This is a genomic window from Inhella crocodyli (genome assembly GCF_004004565.1).
Classification (GTDB): domain Bacteria; phylum Pseudomonadota; class Gammaproteobacteria; order Burkholderiales; family Burkholderiaceae_C; genus Inhella; species Inhella crocodyli.
In genome coordinates, this window is the sequence record NZ_SACM01000001.1 from 694,129 (window position 1) to 711,091 (window position 16,963).

The following is a 16,963-nucleotide window of genomic DNA, read 5'->3' on the forward strand; positions in this document are numbered from 1 at the left end:
ACGCGGCCCCGGGCGGAAGACTCAATCCTGGGACAGCAACGCTCGCAGACCGGCTTCGTCCAGCACGGTCACGCCCAGTTCTCGGGCCTTGTCCAGTTTGCTGCCCGCGGCCTCACCGGCCACCACGTAGTGGGTCTTCTTGCTGACCGAGCCCGCCACCTTGCCCCCGGCGGCTTCGATCAGCGCAGCAGCTTCATCGCGGCTCAGGGTGGGCAGCGTGCCGGTCAGCACGAAGGTCTTGCCCGCCTGGGGCAACTCGCTCGCCGCGGCCGCCCCTGCGTGCTCCGGCCATGCGATGCCCACGGCCCGGAGTTGCTCCACGGCCTCGCGGTTCAAGGGGTTGGCGAAAAAGCTGTGCACCGAGTGCGCCACCACCGGCCCCACGTCGGGCACCTGCAGCAGGGCCGCCTCGTCGGCGGCCATCAGCGCGTCCAACTGGCCGAAGTGCTTGGCCAGGTCTTTTGCCGTGGTTTCGCCCACGTGGCGAATGCCGAGGCTGAACAAGAAGCGGGCCAGCGTCGTCTGCTTGCTGGCCTCCAGGTTCGCCAGCAGCTTTTGCGCACTCTTGTCGCCCATGCGCTCCAGCGCGGCCCAATGCACAAAGCCCAGGCGGTAAAGGTCGGGCAAGGTGCGCACCAAGTCGGCGTCCACCAACTGGTCCACCAGCTTGTCGCCCAGGCCTTCCACGTCCATGGCGCGCCGGCCGGCAAAGTGCAGCAGGGCTTGCTTGCGCTGGGCACCGCAGACCAAGCCGCCGGTGCAGCGGTGCTCCAGGCTGCCTGGGTCCCGCTCGACCGGGCTGCCGCAAACCGGGCAGGCCTTGGGCATGGCGAAGTTGGGCACGTAGTGCGCGCGAGCCCCTGGCATGCGCCCCACCACCTCGGGGATCACGTCGCCCGCCCGGCGCACGATGACCTGATCGCCCACGCGCACGCCCTTGCGGCGCAGCTCGAAGGCGTTGTGCAGGGTCGCATTGCTGACCGTGGTGCCGCCCACGAACACAGGCTCCAGTTTGGCCACGGGCGTGAGCTTGCCCGTGCGGCCCACCTGGATGTCGATGGCATTGAGCCGCGTGGCCTGCTCTTGGGCCGGGTACTTGTGCGCAACGGCCCAGCGGGGCTCGCGGGTCTTGAAACCCAGTTGCTGCTGCAGGTCGCGGTGGTTGACCTTGTAGACGATGCCGTCGATGTCAAAGGGCAAGGCGTCCCGCCGCGCAGCGATGGCCGCGTGGAAGGCGACCAAGCCCTCGGGGCCGTCAACCACGGTGCGGTCGGCGCAGACCGGCAGGCCCAGCGCGGCCAAGGCGTCCAGCAAGTTGGCGTGGGTGTCTGGCACCGCCCAGCCCTGCACCTCGCCCAAGCCATAGGCAAAGAAGCACAGCGGACGCTGCGCGGTGATCGCTGGGTCGAGTTGCCGCAAGGCACCCGCGGCGGTGTTGCGCGGGTTCACGAAGGTCTTTTCCCCGCGCTGCCGCTGCCGCTCGTTCAGGGCCTCGAAGGCGTCACGACGCATGTAGACCTCGCCCCGCACCTCCAAAACCGAGGGTTCGGCGCCGCGCAAGCGCAGCGGAATTTGCCCGATGGTGCGCACATTGGCCGTCACGTCCTCGCCGGTCTCGCCATCGCCGCGCGTGGCGGCCTGCACCAGCACCCCGTGCTCGTAGCGCAGGTTCAGGGCCAGCCCGTCGAACTTCAGTTCGGCGGCGTACTGCACAGGCGGATCGCTCGCCTCCAGTCCCAACTCACGGCGCACCCGGGCGTCGAAGGCCTCGGCCCCGGCCGGGCTGGTGTCGGTCTCGGTGTAGATCGACAGCATGGGCACGGCATGACGCACGGGCGCCAACTCGGACACCGGCGCAGCCCCCACGCGCTGCGTGGGGCTGTCGGGGGTGCGCAGGCCGGGATGGGCCTCCTCCAACGCGCGCAACTCGGTGAACAGGCGGTCGTACTCGGCGTCCGGGATCTCCGGGTCGTCCCGCACGTAGTAGCGGTGCGCGTGGTGCTGCAGGCTGCTGCGAAGCTGCGCCGCACGTGCGGCGGCGTCCGCCGAGGCGGGGGCCTCGTCGGGGAACAAGGGCAAAGACATGGGCAGGGTCAGCTGAACAGGCGACGGGCCGCGGGCGAGCCGGCCGCCAAGTCGCGCGAAGCGAGCAACTTGTACAGCCGGGCCAGGTCCTCGTGGATCGCGGCAAAGCCGTGAGGTCCCAAGGGATGGCCGTCGGCATCGACCACCTCGGCCTCGAGTTCTCGGCTCAAGCGCCGGGCCACCTCTTGCAGGGCGGCGAACGGCTCCAAGGCTTCCGGCGTTTGGGGCACGTCAAACACCAAGGTGACCTCCCGCAGCGCGACGGCCTCGCCTTCTTCCGCCAGTGCGGCGCGCGCGTCGAACTGCAGCGCCAGAAGGGGCGGCTCGCCGTCCTCCGCAGCGGCCAGCACGAGGCGACCCGGCAGGCCGCCGTGCACCAAGCCCTGCTTGCTCGCAGCCTGCGCGAGGAAGCCCAGGGTCCACGCCGCGCCCTTGGCGCGCAAGACCACGCTGAGCTGGGCGTCGTGTTGGCTGGCGAACTGGTCCAGCTCTCGGCCGCGGGCCACGGCCTCGCGCATGTCCGGGAAGTCCGCCATGGCCCCCACGCCATCGGCGAAGGCCTGGACCTTGTGCACCCATTCGCTGAACTCGATCTCCGTCAGGGCCCCGCTGCGGTTGGCCAACTGCAAGCCGGCCTGGAACTCGCCGTAGCGCTCGTCGGGGGCGGGCACTTCCCACTCGCCGGTCTCCGTGTTCAGGCCCTCGATGGCAAAGGGCTTGCTGCCGGCGCGCCGCGTGGGCGGCAGGTGCGCGATCGCAGCCTCGCCGGTGGTCGGGGCTTCCAGGTGCAGGGTGGCGATGACGTCGATCAGGGCGTCCAAGCGCGGCGAGGGCCGGCGCGGCGGGCGGGGCTTCTGAACGACCATGGGCTGCGTGTCCGCATGGGCCGTGGCCGTGAAGGCGGTGTCGCCGGCCGACAGCACGTCCAGCACCGAATCGAGCTTGGAGCTCGGCGGCACCGGCTGGCCGGCCGTGTCCAGCTCGGGCTCGGTGCGCGAACCGCGAACCGGCTCCGGGCGGCGGGGGTCGGCGCGGCGGGCCACCCACCAGCCGTGGATCAGCAGGGTCAGCAGCACGGCCCCGCCTGCGATCAACAGCGCCTCGGTCAGGGTGAAGGTGCGGTCCATCACGCGGCCTCGGCCATCGTCAGCGCGGCCTCCATGTCGACCGCCACCACGCGGCTCACGCCTTGTTCCTGCATCGTCACCCCGATCAGTTGCTGCGCCATTTCCATCGCGATCTTGTTGTGGGAGATGAACAGGAACTGCGTGCCCTTGCTCATCTCCGCCACGAGTTTCGCGTAACGCTCGGTGTTGGCGTCGTCCAGCGGCGCGTCCACCTCGTCCAGCAAGCAGAAAGGCGCCGGATTGAGTTGGAAGATGGCGAAGACGAGCGCGATGGCCGTCAGGGCCTTCTCGCCGCCGCTCAACAGGTGAATGCTGCTGTTCTTCTTGCCCGGTGGCTGTGCGATGACCTGCACGCCGGAGTCCAGGATTTCACCACCCGTCATCACCAGCTTGGCCTGGCCGCCGCCAAACAGCGCCGGGAACATGCGGCCGAACTGCTCGTTGACGCGCTCGAAGGTGCTCTGCAGCAGGTCGCGGGTTTCCAGGTCGATGCGGCGGATGGCGTCTTCCAAGGTCTTCATGGCGCTGGCCAGGTCGGCCATCTGGGCGTCCAAGAAGCCCTTGCGCTCGCGCGCACTGCCCAGCTCGTCCAGCGCAGCCAAGTTCACCGCCCCCAGGGCCTCGATCTCCTTCTGGATGCGGTCGATCTCGCCCTGCAACCCTTGCAAACGCACGCCCTCGGCCTCGATGCCGGCGGCCAAGGCCTCCAAGTCCACGTTGGCGGCCGTCAGTTGCTCCTGGAACTGTGCGCCCCCCAGCTGGGCGGCCTGCTCTTCCAACTGCAACTGCGTGATGCGGGTGCGCAGTGGCTCGAGCTCGCGCTCGACCCGCAGGCGCTGTTCGTCAAAGGCCTTCAGGCGCTGGCTGAGGTCTTCGTAGCGCAAGCGCACGTCGGTGAGCTTGGCCTCGGCCGCCACACGACCGTCGATGGCTTCTTGCAAGCCCGCCTGGGCGGCGCTGTCGTCCAGCTCGGCCAGCTCTTGGTCCAGGCGGGCCAGGGCGTCGTCGCCCCCACGGGCCTCTTGCTGGGCCGTCACCAGCCCGCGCTGCAATTCGGCCTGACGGGCCATCAGGGCCCGGGCCCCGAACTGTGCCTCCTGAGCGCGGCGCTCCAAGGTGCGCTGGGTGTCGCGCGCGTCGGCCAACTGCCGCTCGGCCTGGATCACGGCCTCCTCGAGGTCGGCGTGCGCTTGCTGGGTCTCGGCCAGTTGGATGTCGAGTTCCTCGAACCGCGCCTCGCCCGTGGCACGGCGCTCCAGCAGCTGTTCTTCCTGCGCGTCCAACTCGGCCAGTTCTTCCCGCAGCCGCGTGGCCTGGGCGTTGGCCGCGTCCAGCAACTGCGTGGCCCGGAGCAGCTCCACCTGCAGCTGGTGCGCTTGACCGCGCACCTGCTCGGCCTCGCGACGGGCTTGCGCCAACTGGGCGGCCACCTGGGCATGCGCTTGGTCGGCGCGTCCGGCCTGGGCGCGGGCTTCGTCGACCAACAGCTCTTGGGCGCGCTTCTCGCGCTCCAGGTTCTCGATCTCTTGCGCCCGGGCGAGCAAGCCTGCCTGCTCGCTGTCCGGCGCGTAGAAGCTGACCGCGTGCCGCGTCACGGCATGCCCGGCGCGGGTCACGATCAGCTCCCCGTGCTGCAACTGGGCGCGCTGCGCCATGGCCTGCGTCAGGTCGGGGGCCGTGTACACGCCGTCCAGCCAATCGGCCAGCAGGGCCTTCAGGCCTGGCGCATCGACCCTCAGCAGGCTCGCAAGTTCGGGCAGGCTGTGGTGCGTGGGCGTAGCCGTGGGCGCGCCTTCGCTGACCGAGTAGAAGGCCAAACGCGTGGGCGGCGCGTTGTGCTCGAAGGCGCGGACCAAATCCAGGCGGCTGACCTCCAAGGCCCCGAGGCGCTCGCGCAGGCAAGCCTCCAGCGCGTTCTCCCACCCAGCTTCGATGTGCAGGCGCTTCCACAGGCCCTGCAAATTGCCCAGGCCCTGCTCGGCCAACCAGGGGCCCAGCTTGCCTTCGGTTTGCACCTTCTCTTGCAGCGCGCGCAGCGCATCCAGGCGCGCGCTCAGCTGTGCCAGCTTGGCGCCCTCCCCCTGGGCCGCCTCGGCGAGTCGACGGCGCTCGGCCTCCAACTCGGGCTCGCGCTCGGCCAAGTCGGTCAGACGCCCCTGCGCGTCTTCGAAGATCGCGTCGGCCTCTGCCGAGCGCTCGCGCAAGGCGTCCACCGCGCTCAAGTCGGGCAGGTTGAGGCTGGCCTTCTGCGCGTCCAGCCGTTCCCGGCGCTGGCGCAAGCCGCGGGCTTGTTCGTCCAGCGCGCGGCTCTCGGCGGCCAGCACTTGAATCTGTTGCTGAACCTGTCCCACGGCCTGGCGCTGGCCATTGGCCTTGGCCTGTGCCGCGCGCAGGGCGTCTTCGAACTCGGGCAAGCGGGCGGCCTGCTCTTCCGCCTGTGCCGCCAACAGCCCCGTCTCTTCCTCGCCCAGCGCCATTTGCTCGGCCAGCCGCTCCAACTCGACCTGCGCCTGCAGGCCACGGTCGGCCCACAGCGCTTGCTGCGCCTTGATCTCGTCGCGCCGCGCTTGGGCGCGCTGGCGGCTGTCGATCACATAGCGGATCCGCTCCTCGAGGCGGCTCACAGCCAGCTGCGCTTGCGCGAAGGCCCCCTGCTCCGCGTGCAGCGCATCACCGGCTTGGTAGTGCTCGGCACGCACCGCCTCCAATTCGGCCTCGGTGTGGCGCAGCTGGGCGGTTTGGGCTTCCAGCGCGTTCAAGGCCTCGCGGCCCGCGGCTTGCACCCGGGCCAGCTCCTTGGCGGAATCCCGGCTCTTCAGGAACCAAAGCTGGTGCAGCCGTTTTTCACCCAGCGCTTGGAGGGTTCGGTACTGCCCGGCCACCTCGGCCTGGCGCTCGAGTCGCTCCAACTGACCGTCCAGCTCGCGCTGAATGTCCTCGACACGCGTCAGGTTCTCGCGCGTGTCCTTGAGGCGGTTTTCCGTCTCGCGACGGCGCTCTTTGTACTTGGAGACCCCGGCGGCCTCCTCCAAAAACAAGCGCAGCTCTTCGGGCTTGCTTTCGATGATGCGGCTGATGGTGCCCTGGCCGATGATGGCGTAGGCCCGCGGCCCCAGGCCCGTGCCCAGAAAGACGTCTTGCACGTCCTTGCGCCGCACCACCTGGTTGTTGATGTAGTAACTGCTGTTGCCCTCGCGGGTCAGCACGCGCTTGACGGCAATCTCGCTGAACTGGTTCCAGGCGCCGCCGGCGCGGGCCAGGCTGTTGTCGAACACCAACTCCACGCTGGCGCGGCTGGCCGGCTTGCGCGTGCTCGAGCCGTTGAAGATCACGTCCTGCATGGACTCGCCGCGCAACTCGCTGGCCTTGCTCTCGCCCAGTACCCAGCGCACGGCGTCCATGATGTTGGACTTGCCGCAGCCGTTGGGCCCGACCACGCCCACGCGCTGCCCCGGCAACTGGAACACCGTGGCGTCGGCGAAGGACTTGAAGCCCGAGAGCTTGATCGAATTCAGGCGCATGGCTGCCGGTCGAAACAAAGCCCGTTCTCTCTATGAAAACGGGCTTGAAATGGGGCGCGGATGATAGCATCGCGCCCCCTCCCGAACGCCCCCGCCGCCATGGCCACCACCAAGAAGAAGACCCCCCCGGCCAGCCAGCGCCAGAAGCCCACCAACCCGCCCAGCAAGCCGAGCAAAGAGCTGCAGGTGTTCCCGAACCCGGCGCCTCAACGCGATTACCTGCTGCAGTTCCAGGTGCCCGAGTTCACCTGCCACTGCCCGCTGACCGGCCAGCCGGACTTCGCCCACTTCACCATCGAGATGGTGGCCGACGAGTGGTGCGTCGAGCTCAAGAGCTTGAAGATGTACATGTGGAGCTACCGCGACGAGGGCGCGTTCCACGAGGCCGTGACGAACAAGATCCTGGACGACATCGTCAAGGTGACCAACCCGCGCTTCGCCCGCATCAAGGCCCGCTGGTACGTGCGCGGCGGCATCTACACGAACATCGTGGCCGAGCACCGCAAAAAGGGCTGGAAGCCGGCCACGCCGGTCGAGTTCCCCGCCTTCCCGATGGAATCGGGCTTGCTGGCCGGCGGATGAACCCCCGCCTCGCCCTCCTCCAGCCCTACCCCTTCGAGCGCCTGAAGGCCGAGCTGGCGGGCATCCAGCCGCCGGCGGGCCTGCGCGCCATCAGCCTGGGCATGGGCGAACCGCGCCACGACGCACCGCCCGAAGTGCTGGCGGCGCTGCGCAACAACCTGGGCGGCTTGTCGAACTACCCGGCCACCGCCGGCGGTGAGCCGCTGCGGCAGGCCATTGCGGCCTGGGTGCACCGGCGCTACGGGGTGGCCTTGAACGCGGCCACACAGCTGCTGCCCGTGAACGGCTCGCGCGAGGCGCTGTTCGCCATCGCGCAAACGGTGATGGACGCCAGCCAAGCCGGCGCCACCGTCGTGTGCCCCAACCCGTTCTACCAAATCTACGAGGGTGCGGCCCTGCTGGCCGGGGCGCAGGTCGCCTTCGCCAACAGCGACCCGGCACGCAACTTCGCGGTCGACTGGACGTCCATCGACGACGCCACCTGGGCGCGCACGCAGCTGCTGTACGTGTGCACGCCGGGCAACCCCAGCGGCGCGGTGATGCCCCTGGCCGAATGGGAGCGCTTGTTCGCCTTGAGCGACCGGCACGGCTTTGTCATCGCCGCCGATGAGTGCTACTCCGAGATCTACCTCGAGGACGAGCCCCCATTGGGCAGCCTGCAAGCGGCCCAGGCCCTGGGCCGAAGCGACTTCAAGAACCTGATCAGCTTCACCAGCCTGTCCAAGCGCAGCAGCGTGCCGGGCCTGCGCTCGGGTTTCGTCGCGGGCGACGCGGCGCTGATCAAGGCCTTCCTGCTCTACCGGACGTACCACGGCAGCGCCATGGGGCCGGCGGTGCAAGCCGCCAGCGTCGCCGCCTGGAACGACGAAGCCCACGTGGCCGCCAATCGGGCGCTGTACCAAGCCAAGTTCCAGGCCGTGCTGCCCTTGCTGCACGACGTGCTGGACGTGCAAGCCCCGGATGCGGGCTTCTACCTGTGGGCTGGCGTGCCTTCCCACGTGGAGGGGGGCTGCGACCTCGCCTTCGCGAAGGCCCTGCTCGCACAATGCAACGTTCACGTCTTGCCCGGCAGCCTGCTGGCCCGGGAAGCCCAAGGCGTGAACCCAGGACGCGGCCGCGTGCGGCTGGCCCTGGTGGCCGAACTGGCCGACTGCGTGGAAGCCGCGCAGCGCATCCGCAACCAATTGTTGAGTCCCGCATGACCGTCGAACTGCAATCCCTCCTCGAAGCCGCCTGGGAACGGCGCACCGAGTTCAGCCCGAAGAGCGCCCCGGCCGACGTGCGCGACGCCGTGAACCACGTGTTGGGCGAACTCGACGCCGGCCGCCTGCGCGTGGCCAGCCGCGAGGGCGTGGGCCAGTGGACGGTTCACCAGTGGATCAAGAAGGCCGTGTTGCTCAGCTTCCGCTTGAACGACAACGTGCCCCAGGGCAGCGGCCCGATGAGCTTCTACGACAAGGTGCCCACCAAGTTCGAAGGCTGGAGCGCCGAGCAGTTCGCCGCCAGTGGCGTGCGCGTGGTACCGCCGGCCGTCGCCCGCCGTGGCAGCTTCGTGGCCAAGAACGTGGTGCTGATGCCCTCGTACGTGAACATCGGCGCCTTTGTCGACGAAGGCGCCATGGTCGACACCTGGGCCACCGTGGGCAGCTGCGCGCAAATCGGCAAGAACGTGCACCTGAGCGGCGGCGTGGGCATCGGCGGGGTGCTGGAGCCCCTGCAGGCCAACCCCACCATCATCGAAGACCACTGCTTCATCGGGGCCCGCTCTGAAGTCGTGGAGGGCGTGATCGTCGAAGAACACTCCGTCATCTCGATGGGCGTGTACATCGGCCAAAGCACGCCGATCTTCGACCGGGAAACCGGCGAGATCACCTACGGCCGCGTGCCCGCCGGCTCGGTGGTCATCAGCGGCAGCCTGCCGCGCGATGGCGGTCGCTACAACCTGTACGCTGCGATCATCGTCAAGAAGGTCGACGCCCAAACCCGCGCCAAGACCTCGATCAACGAGTTGCTGCGCGCTTGAAGGAGGAACGATGAGCACTGGGAACATGGACCGCATCCTTCGGCTGATGGCCGAAAAGGGTGCCTCGGACTGCTACCTGTCGGCCAACAGCCCCGTGCTCATCAAGCTCAACGGCCAGGTCGTTCAGCTGTCCGACCAAGCCCTCAGCCCCACGCAGCCCCGGCAATTGGTGGCCGAGGTGCTGTCGCCGAAAGAGCTGGCCGAGTTGGACGAACACGGCGAGTTGAACCTCGCCATCAGCATCCCGAAGGTCGGCAGCTTTCGCCTGAGCGGCTTTCGCCAGCGCGGTTCGATCGCGGCGGTGTTTCGCCACATCGCGCACATCATTCCCGAGCTCAGCGACCTCAAGCTCCCGAGCATCTTGGGCGACCTGGTGCTGGAAAAGCGCGGCCTGGTGCTGATGGTGGGCGCCACCGGCACCGGCAAAAGCACGACCCTGGCGGCCATGCTGGAGAAGCGCAACAAGACCATGTCGGGCCACATCCTCACCATCGAGGACCCGATCGAGTACCTGTTCCAGAACAAGAAGTCGGTGGTCAACCAGCGCGAGGTCGGCCGCGACACCGCCACCTTGCAAGTCGCCCTCAAGAACGCCTTGCGGCAGGCGCCAGACGCCATCCTCATCGGGGAGATTCGCGACAAGGAGACCATGACGGCCGCGATCTCGTACGCGCTCTCGGGTCACTTGGTGCTGGCCACCTTGCACGGCAACAACAGCACGCATGCGCTGAACCGCATCTTGTCGTTCTACCCGCCGGAAGCGCGCCCTGCCCTGCTGGGCGACTTGTCGGCAGGTTTGAAGGCCATCATCAGCCAGCGCTTGGTTCGGGCCCAAACCGGCGGTCGCGTGCCGGTGGTGGAAGTTCTGCTGAACAGCAAGCTCATCAGCGAGTTGATCGAGCAAGGCGATTTCAACGGCGTCAAAGAGGCCATGGAGAAGTCCATGGCCGAAGGCTCGCAGACCTTCGAGGAGCACTTTGCCCAGTTGATCGAGTCGGGCGTCATCACCCGCGAAGAAGGCTTGGCGTTCGCCGACTCGCCCACCAACCTGCTGTGGCGCCTGCAGAACACCAATGCGCCCATCGATCGCGCCCCGGTGCAAACCGAAGACGCCCCCCCCGACCAGGCCACGTTCACCGAAATCACCCTGGAAATGACGCCGGAATGAGCGGCGTGCCCCGATGGCTCTGACCCTGATGCAAGCGGTGGATGCCGCTGCCACCCGCTTGGACGCCGCCGGCGTCGCCTTTGGACAAGGCACCACCAACGCGTTCGACGAAGCCGCCTGGCTGGTGCTGTGGCGCTTGCAACTGCCGGTGGACGCGCTGGACGACGAGGCCGATCGGCCCGTGACCCCCGACGAGCAGGCTGCGGTGGACGCCTTGATCGACACCCGGATTCGCACCCGGCAACCGGCGGCCTACCTGACGGGCGAAGCCTGGCTGCAAGGCGTGCCCTTTCACATCGACGCGCGCAGCATCGTGCCGCGCAGCTTCATCGCCGAACTGATTGCCGACGCCAGCATCGACCCGTGGCTGGGCGAGCACACCCAGCGCGTGCTCGACTTGTGCACGGGCAACGGTTCCCTGGCCGTGCTGGCGGCCATGGCCTGGCCCGAGTTGCGGGTGGTGGGCACCGACCTGAGTGAGGATGCGCTGGCCGTGGCTCGCCGCAACGTGGAGCGCCACGGCCTGAACGAACGCATCCAGCTGCTGCAGGGCGACGGCTTGGCGGCCAGCGACGGCGGTTTCGACTTGATCCTCTGCAATCCCCCCTACGTCAACGCCTCGTCCATGGCCAGCTTGCCGCCCGAGTTCCGCGCCGAGCCCGCGCTGGCCCTGGCCGGCGGCACCGACGGCATGGACTTCGTCCGCCGCTTGCTGGCCGAGGCCCCCCGTCGCCTGAACGACCGCGGCGTGCTGGTGCTGGAAATCGGCCACGAACGCGCGCATTTCGAGGCTGCCTTCCCCCACTTGGAGGCGGTGTGGTTGGAAACCAGCGCAGGCGCCGACCAGGTGCTGCTGCTGACGCGCGAGGCCTTGCTCGCATGATCCGTTTGGTGGGGGTGACGCTGCGCCGCGGCGTCAAAGAGGTGCTGGTCGACGCCAATGTCACGCTGCAGCCGGGCGAGCGCATTGGCCTGGTGGGCGCCAACGGAGCGGGCAAGTCCAGTTTGTTCTCGCTGCTGGCCGGAAGGCTGCAGGCCGACAAGGGCGAGGTGGAGATGCCGCCCACCTGGCGCTTGTCCGAGGTCGCTCAAAACCTGCCAGAGACCGAGCAAGGCGCCACCGAGTTCGTCTTGGAGGGCGACCTGACCTTGCTTCGCGCCCGCCACGCGCTTGCCGAAGCCGAAGCCAGCCACGATGGGCTGCGCATGGCCGAGGCCCACGCGATGCTGCAAGACGCTGGGGCTTTTGACGCCCGGGCGCGCGCCCAATCGCTCTTGCTGGGTTTGGGCTTTCAGAGCACCCAGTTGGACGCCCCGGTGAACAGCTTCTCCGGCGGTTGGCGCATGCGCTTGCAGTTGGCCCGCACGCTGATCAACCCGGCCGAGCTGATGCTGCTGGACGAACCCACCAACCACCTGGACCTGGATGCCTTGGTGTGGCTGGAAGGGTGGCTGGCCCGCTACCCAGGCACCCTCCTCGTGATCAGCCACGATCGCGAGTTCCTGGATGCCATCACCCGTGTGACCTTGCACTTGGATCGCGCGCAGCTCACCCGCTACGGGGGCAACTACACCGCCTTCGAGTCGATGCGCGCCGAGCGCCTGGAACAACAACAGGCGGCGTACGAGAAGCAACAGGACCGAATCGCCCACCTGCAGCACTTCATCGACCGATTCAAGGCCAAGGCCACCAAGGCCAAGCAGGCCCAGAGTCGCGTGAAAGCGCTCGAACGCATGGAGAAACTGGCGCCCATCTTGGCCGCGTCGGACTTCTCCTTCGAATTCCGCGAGCCCACCAACCTGCCCAACCCGATGCTGGCGTTTGACGAAATGGCGTGTGGCTACGGCAGCACCACGATCGTGCGCGGCGTGAACCGCACGGTGTTGGCCGGCCAACGGATCGGCATCCTCGGCGCCAACGGACAAGGCAAGTCGACGCTCGTCAAAACCATCGCCCGAGAGTTGCCCGTTCTGGACGGGCGGATGACCGAGGGCAAGGGACTGACCATCGGCTATTTCGCGCAACAGGAACTGGACGTGCTGCGCCCCGACGAGGGGCCGCTGGCGCACATGGTTCGTTTGGCCAAGGCCGTCAGCCCACAGGCGCGCGAGCAAGAACTGCGAGATTTCCTGGGGCAGTTCCGCTTCACGGGCGACATGGTGAACCAGTCGGTGGGCAGCCTCTCCGGGGGCGAAAAGGCCCGCTTGGTGCTGGCCATGCTCGTTTGGCAGCGGCCGAACCTGCTGCTCTTGGACGAACCGACCAACCACCTGGACCTGCAAACCCGTGAGGCCCTGTCCCTGGCCCTCAACGAGTTCGAAGGCACGGTACTGCTCGTCAGCCACGACCGCGCGCTTTTGCGCGAGGTGTGCGACGAGTTCTGGCTGGTGAGCCAAGGCGGCGTTGCGCCCTTCGACGGCGACCTGGACGACTACCAGCGCTGGCTGGCGGACAGCGCCAAGGAGGCGGCCCGGGCCTTGAAGGCCGCCGCGGCCGCGCCATCCAGCGCCCCGATGGCGCCGCCAGCGGCGGCGCCGACCATGGCTCGCGAAGACCGCAAGGCCGCGTCGCAGGCACGGGCTCGCTTGGCCGAACAGACCAAGCCTTTGCGGCGCGAGATCGACGGCATCGACCGAAAGCTGGGCGAGTTGGGGGCGGAGCGCGCCCGATTGGAAGCGGCCTTGGCCACCGGCACCCAAGCGGCGACGGCCATCGCCGACAGTGGCCGTCGGCTCAAGGCGATTGCCGACGAAGTGGACGCGCTGGAGATGCGCTGGCTGGAGGCCAGCGAGCAAATCGAAGCCATGACGGCGGCCGCGGGCCTTTGAGCCCACGCCGGGCGCCGCTCGGCGCGCCCAGCGATTGCCCCCAATCCCATCGGGGTGATTGCAGCATTTCAATTGCTCGCAATTTAATTGACATCTAGACTTCTGCCCATGACCCAACACCGCAGCGTCAAGGCCCCCGATCACGGCCAAGCCGAGTGGTTGCACTTGGACCGGCAACTGTGCTTCGCGCTGTACGCCAGTTCCTTGGCCATGACCAAGCTGTACAAGCCCCTGCTCAGCCCGCTTGGCCTGACCTACCCCCAATACTTGGTGTTGCTGGTGCTATGGGCGCAAGACGCGCAAAGCGTGAGCGCCGTCGGCGAGCAACTGGCCCTGGACTCGGGGACGCTCACGCCCCTGCTCAAGCGCATGGAACAAGCCGGGTGGATCACCCGCGATCGCGACCGGTCGGACGAACGCCGTGTCATCGTGCGCCTCACCGACCGCGGTCAAGGCCTTCGTGCCGACGCCGCCCACATTCCCAGGACCCTGGCCTGCGCCACCGCATGCTCTTTGGAAGAACTGCAGTCCCTCACCCAGCGCTTGCACCAGTTGCGCCAGCAATTGACCCAAGCGCCCCTCCCCGCCGTCGTCTCCGCCGGCAACCACTGAAAGGAAACCCATGGCCCTCGACAAAGTCCTCTACACCGCCCACGGCAAAGCCACTGGAGGCCGCGAAGGCACCGGCAGCAGCAGCGACGGCGCCTTGAACGTCAAACTCAGCACGCCCAAAGAACTCGGTGGCGCTGGCGGCGACGGCACGAACCCCGAGCAGTTGTTCGCCGTGGGCTACGCCGCTTGCTTCATCGGCGCCATGAAGGCCGTCGGCGGCAAGATGAAGATCGCCGTGCCTGCCGACGTGTCGATCGACAGCACCGTGGGCATCGGCCCCATCCCGGCTGGCTTCGGCATCCAAGTGGCCATGACGATCCACCTGCCGGGCATGGACCGCGCCGTGGCCGAGCAGTTGGTGGCAGCGGCGCACCAGGTGTGCCCCTACTCGAACGCCACGCGCGGCAACATCGACGTCACTTTGACGATCGCCTGAGGGCAGCAAGCTCAAGCATCAAGGCGGCCCCCCACGGGGCCGCCCTTTTTGGGAATCAATGGCCCTCGGCGCCGGCCAACCAAGCCCGCAGCCGCGCCGTGAGTTGGCGCACGACCCCTGGGGCGGCAGGCGCAGCCGTGTCGTCCGACAGCGCCTGCATCAAGGTCCGCTGATCACGGGCTTGGTACTGCGCCACCGCCTCGCTGAGTTCGTCCACCATGCTGGCCCGCTGGGCCATCAGGGGCAGCAACAACTGCCGATCGATCTCGTAGAGCACCGCAGGACACAAAGTTCGCACGGTGGCGCTGCGAGGATCCCCAGTGAACAAGCCCATTTCCCCGAACACCGAGCCCGGGCCCAACACATTGACCCGGGGGGCATCGGCGTCGCCCCCCAAGCGCACATCCAGGGTGCCCTCCGCGACCACGAACATCGACTCACCCGGTTCTCCCGCTCGAACCGCGATCGCGTCACCCGCCAAATTGCGAACGACGAGGCCGTCGGCCAAGCGCTCTCGCTCGGACGCGGACAAGGAACGCAGCAAAGGCACCTCACCCAAGACGAGCGCACGATGGTCGGCACGCTCGTGTTCTCGCAGGTTGGAGCCGGAGCCCGCTGCGGCCATCCCAGGAACCGCTGGCGGCACCGCCGGCCTCAGGCCCACCACGCGCAAGTGCCGGTGCATGCACGCCAACAGGGTGTGTCGGGCGGCCCCCTTGCCCCGCAAGCGCGGATCCAGCAAGTAAACCACCCGCCATGCCACCCCTTGGCCGTCCATGCGCCACATGCGCAGCTTGGGCGGCTTTTCGCCCGCCGTGGCGCCCAAGGCCCAAGCTTCGGTGGCTGCCGCCGTCAACACCCGTTCGGCTCGGCCCAAGGGGACGTCCCAATCCAGGGTGATGTCTTGCTCCTGCTCGCTGACCGGCGAAGGGTAGGACAGGTTCTCCACGATGGAGCCGGCGACCACGCTGTTGGGCACGCTGACCAAGTTGTCTTCAGGGGTCAGCAGTCGCGTGCTGCGCCAATTGATCTCGCGCACCGTGCCGGCAAAGGGATCGCGCTGACTCCGCACCCGCAACAAGATGAAGTCACCGAGGTCGAACGGCTTCTCGATGTTGAGCGCGATCCCTGAAAAGAAGTCGGCCAGGATGTTGCGCAGGGCCAACCCGAGCACGATGCCCAAGACACCGGTCGTGGCCAGCACCGCCGACACCGCCAAACCCCAAGTGCGACTGAGCACCACGGCCAGGGTCAGCACGAAGAGCAAGACCGCAACGAACTGGCGCAGCAGCCCGGGCGTGCGGACGCCGAGCCATTGGGGCACCCAGCGGTCCCACACCACCACATCCATCAGCCGGATGCTCAGCCAAACGCCGGCGAGCCAAGCGCCGGTCTCGGCCAGGCGCTGCCACAGTTCGGCGAGGGATCCCGCCGCAGGAGGGTGCCGCTGGAGGAGCGTGATCGCTGCCGCGAACGCGAGGACCCAACAGGCAGGCCACAGCAGGTGGGCGATGCGCAAAGGCCGCGGCGCGGCCAGGGAGTGTGTGTCTTTCAAAGTGGCGCGGATGGTAGGTCAGCCGCCGTCTTGCACCCGCGTCGTCAAGCCAACAACTGCAACAACAAGGCGACGCGCGCTTGGGGCCAGCTCATGGCCCCAGCGTTGGGCAATCCCCCCCCGCCCACCACCGGCCCGGCCGCGCACCGCGTGGCCCGCAGCACCGCGACCCCTCGCGCCTGTGCCTCCAGCAAGGCCAGTTCCAAGGCGCGACTCAGGGTGCCATTGCCCGTCCCAGCGGCCACCAGGCCGAGAGGTCGACCTTCCTGGCGGGCCAAGGCCTCCCACAAGGCCACCGCCGCCCCGTCTTCCCCGGCTGCGTTGCAAACCACGGCCACACGCGGCCAAGCCTCCGGGAACGCCGGCAATCGATGGACTCCCCAGCCCAGCGGCAAGGGCCAAGCTTGCAAGGCCCGCACAACGCCGTCCTCGAGCACTGCCACCACGCCATCGGGCGACTCGAAGGCATCGACCTGGTAACTGTGGACCTTGCGAACCCGGTCGCCCCGGTGCACGCGGCCCGCGAAGCACACGAGCACGCCCGACACCCCCGGCGTGTGGGCGAGGGTCACTGCATCCATCAAATTCTGGGGGCCGTCAGGACTCAAGCTGCTGGCAGGTCGCATGGCCGCCGTCAGGACCACCGGCTTGTTGCCCTGGAGGACGTGGTGCAGCAGGCAAGCGGTCTCTTCGAGCGTGTCGGTGCCATGCGTGATCACCACGCCAGCGATGCCCGGGTCGTCCATCGCGGCCTGCACCCGCAGCGCCAACCGCTGCCAGGTGCCGAAGTCCATGTCTTTGCTGTCGAGTTGAGCCAATTGCTCAAAGGCCAGAGGCAAAGCCCGCAATGGCGGCACGCCGTCGAGCAACTCTCCAATGCCCACGCTGCCGGCGGTGTAGCCCACATGGTCGGTGCTGCTGTCCGCGCGCCCAGCGATGGTGCCCCCGGTCCCAACGATCAAAACCTTTGTCACCGTGCTTGGCATGTGCTTTATCCTGTATAAAAATGCAGTATCTGGATGTCC

At 68.0% G+C, this 16,963-nt stretch carries 13 protein-coding genes; 8 read left to right on the top strand and 5 right to left on the bottom strand.

Annotation, left to right across the window (positions count from 1 at the left end):
- Positions 1–21: 21 nt before the first annotated feature.
- From ligA to smc, 3 genes are read right to left on the bottom strand one after another with little or no spacing between them, the layout of a single operon-like run.
- Entirely contained in the window at positions 22–2,085 is a 2,064-nt protein-coding gene (gene ligA / locus EOD73_RS03305) for an NAD-dependent DNA ligase LigA (RefSeq protein WP_127680828.1), read from the bottom strand.
- 8 nt (positions 2,086–2,093) lie between these two features.
- A complete protein-coding gene (locus EOD73_RS03310; protein ID WP_127680830.1) occupies positions 2,094–3,212 on the bottom strand; it encodes a cell division protein ZipA C-terminal FtsZ-binding domain-containing protein in 1,119 nt (372 codons plus the stop codon).
- Complete coding sequence (gene smc, locus EOD73_RS03315) at positions 3,212–6,733, bottom strand: chromosome segregation protein SMC (protein WP_127680832.1); 3,522 nt, start codon at positions 6,731–6,733, stop codon at positions 3,212–3,214. Before smc ends, EOD73_RS03310 begins: the two co-directional genes overlap by 1 nt.
- 99 nt (positions 6,734–6,832) lie before the next feature.
- Between smc and queF the strand changes: the two genes are divergently transcribed.
- The 8 genes from queF (at position 6,833) to EOD73_RS03355 (ending at position 14,383) form a co-directional block, all read left to right on the top strand.
- Complete coding sequence (gene queF / locus EOD73_RS03320) at positions 6,833–7,315, top strand: preQ(1) synthase (RefSeq protein WP_127680834.1); 483 nt, start codon at positions 6,833–6,835, stop codon at positions 7,313–7,315.
- Positions 7,312–8,517: a succinyldiaminopimelate transaminase gene (dapC, locus tag EOD73_RS03325; RefSeq protein ID WP_127680836.1), complete on the top strand. Its 1,206-nt coding sequence runs from the start codon at positions 7,312–7,314 to the stop codon at positions 8,515–8,517. The genes queF and dapC overlap by 4 nt, the downstream gene beginning before the upstream one ends.
- Positions 8,514–9,338, top strand: coding sequence for a 2,3,4,5-tetrahydropyridine-2,6-dicarboxylate N-succinyltransferase (gene dapD, locus EOD73_RS03330; RefSeq protein ID WP_127680838.1), 825 nt, complete (start codon positions 8,514–8,516; stop codon positions 9,336–9,338). Before dapC ends, dapD begins: the two co-directional genes overlap by 4 nt.
- A gap of 10 nt (positions 9,339–9,348) precedes the next feature.
- On the top strand, positions 9,349–10,506 hold the full coding sequence (locus EOD73_RS03335) for a PilT/PilU family type 4a pilus ATPase (RefSeq protein ID WP_127680840.1): 1,158 nt from the start codon (positions 9,349–9,351) through the stop codon (positions 10,504–10,506).
- A gap of 13 nt (positions 10,507–10,519) precedes the next feature.
- Positions 10,520–11,389: a 50S ribosomal protein L3 N(5)-glutamine methyltransferase gene (prmB, locus tag EOD73_RS03340; RefSeq protein ID WP_127680842.1), complete on the top strand. Its 870-nt coding sequence runs from the start codon at positions 10,520–10,522 to the stop codon at positions 11,387–11,389.
- The gene (locus tag EOD73_RS03345) at positions 11,386–13,335 is read left to right on the top strand and encodes an ABC-F family ATP-binding cassette domain-containing protein (RefSeq protein ID WP_127680844.1); all 1,950 of its coding nucleotides are present in this window, start codon (positions 11,386–11,388) and stop codon (positions 13,333–13,335) included. Before prmB ends, EOD73_RS03345 begins: the two co-directional genes overlap by 4 nt.
- A gap of 108 nt (positions 13,336–13,443) precedes the next feature.
- Entirely contained in the window at positions 13,444–13,947 is a 504-nt protein-coding gene (locus EOD73_RS03350; RefSeq protein ID WP_127680846.1) for a MarR family winged helix-turn-helix transcriptional regulator, read from the top strand.
- 10 nt (positions 13,948–13,957) lie between these two features.
- Positions 13,958–14,383, top strand: coding sequence for an organic hydroperoxide resistance protein (locus tag EOD73_RS03355; RefSeq protein WP_127680848.1), 426 nt, complete (start codon positions 13,958–13,960; stop codon positions 14,381–14,383).
- Between the two features lie 55 nt (positions 14,384–14,438).
- Here EOD73_RS03355 and EOD73_RS03360 read toward each other — a convergent pair whose 3' ends face one another.
- Together EOD73_RS03360 and EOD73_RS03365 are read right to left on the bottom strand one after the other, a co-directional pair.
- A complete protein-coding gene (locus tag EOD73_RS03360; RefSeq protein WP_127680850.1) occupies positions 14,439–15,938 on the bottom strand; it encodes a mechanosensitive ion channel family protein in 1,500 nt (499 codons plus the stop codon).
- Between the two features lie 44 nt (positions 15,939–15,982).
- Complete coding sequence (locus tag EOD73_RS03365; RefSeq protein ID WP_127680852.1) at positions 15,983–16,924, bottom strand: asparaginase; 942 nt, start codon at positions 16,922–16,924, stop codon at positions 15,983–15,985.
- Positions 16,925–16,963 lie beyond the last annotated feature (39 nt).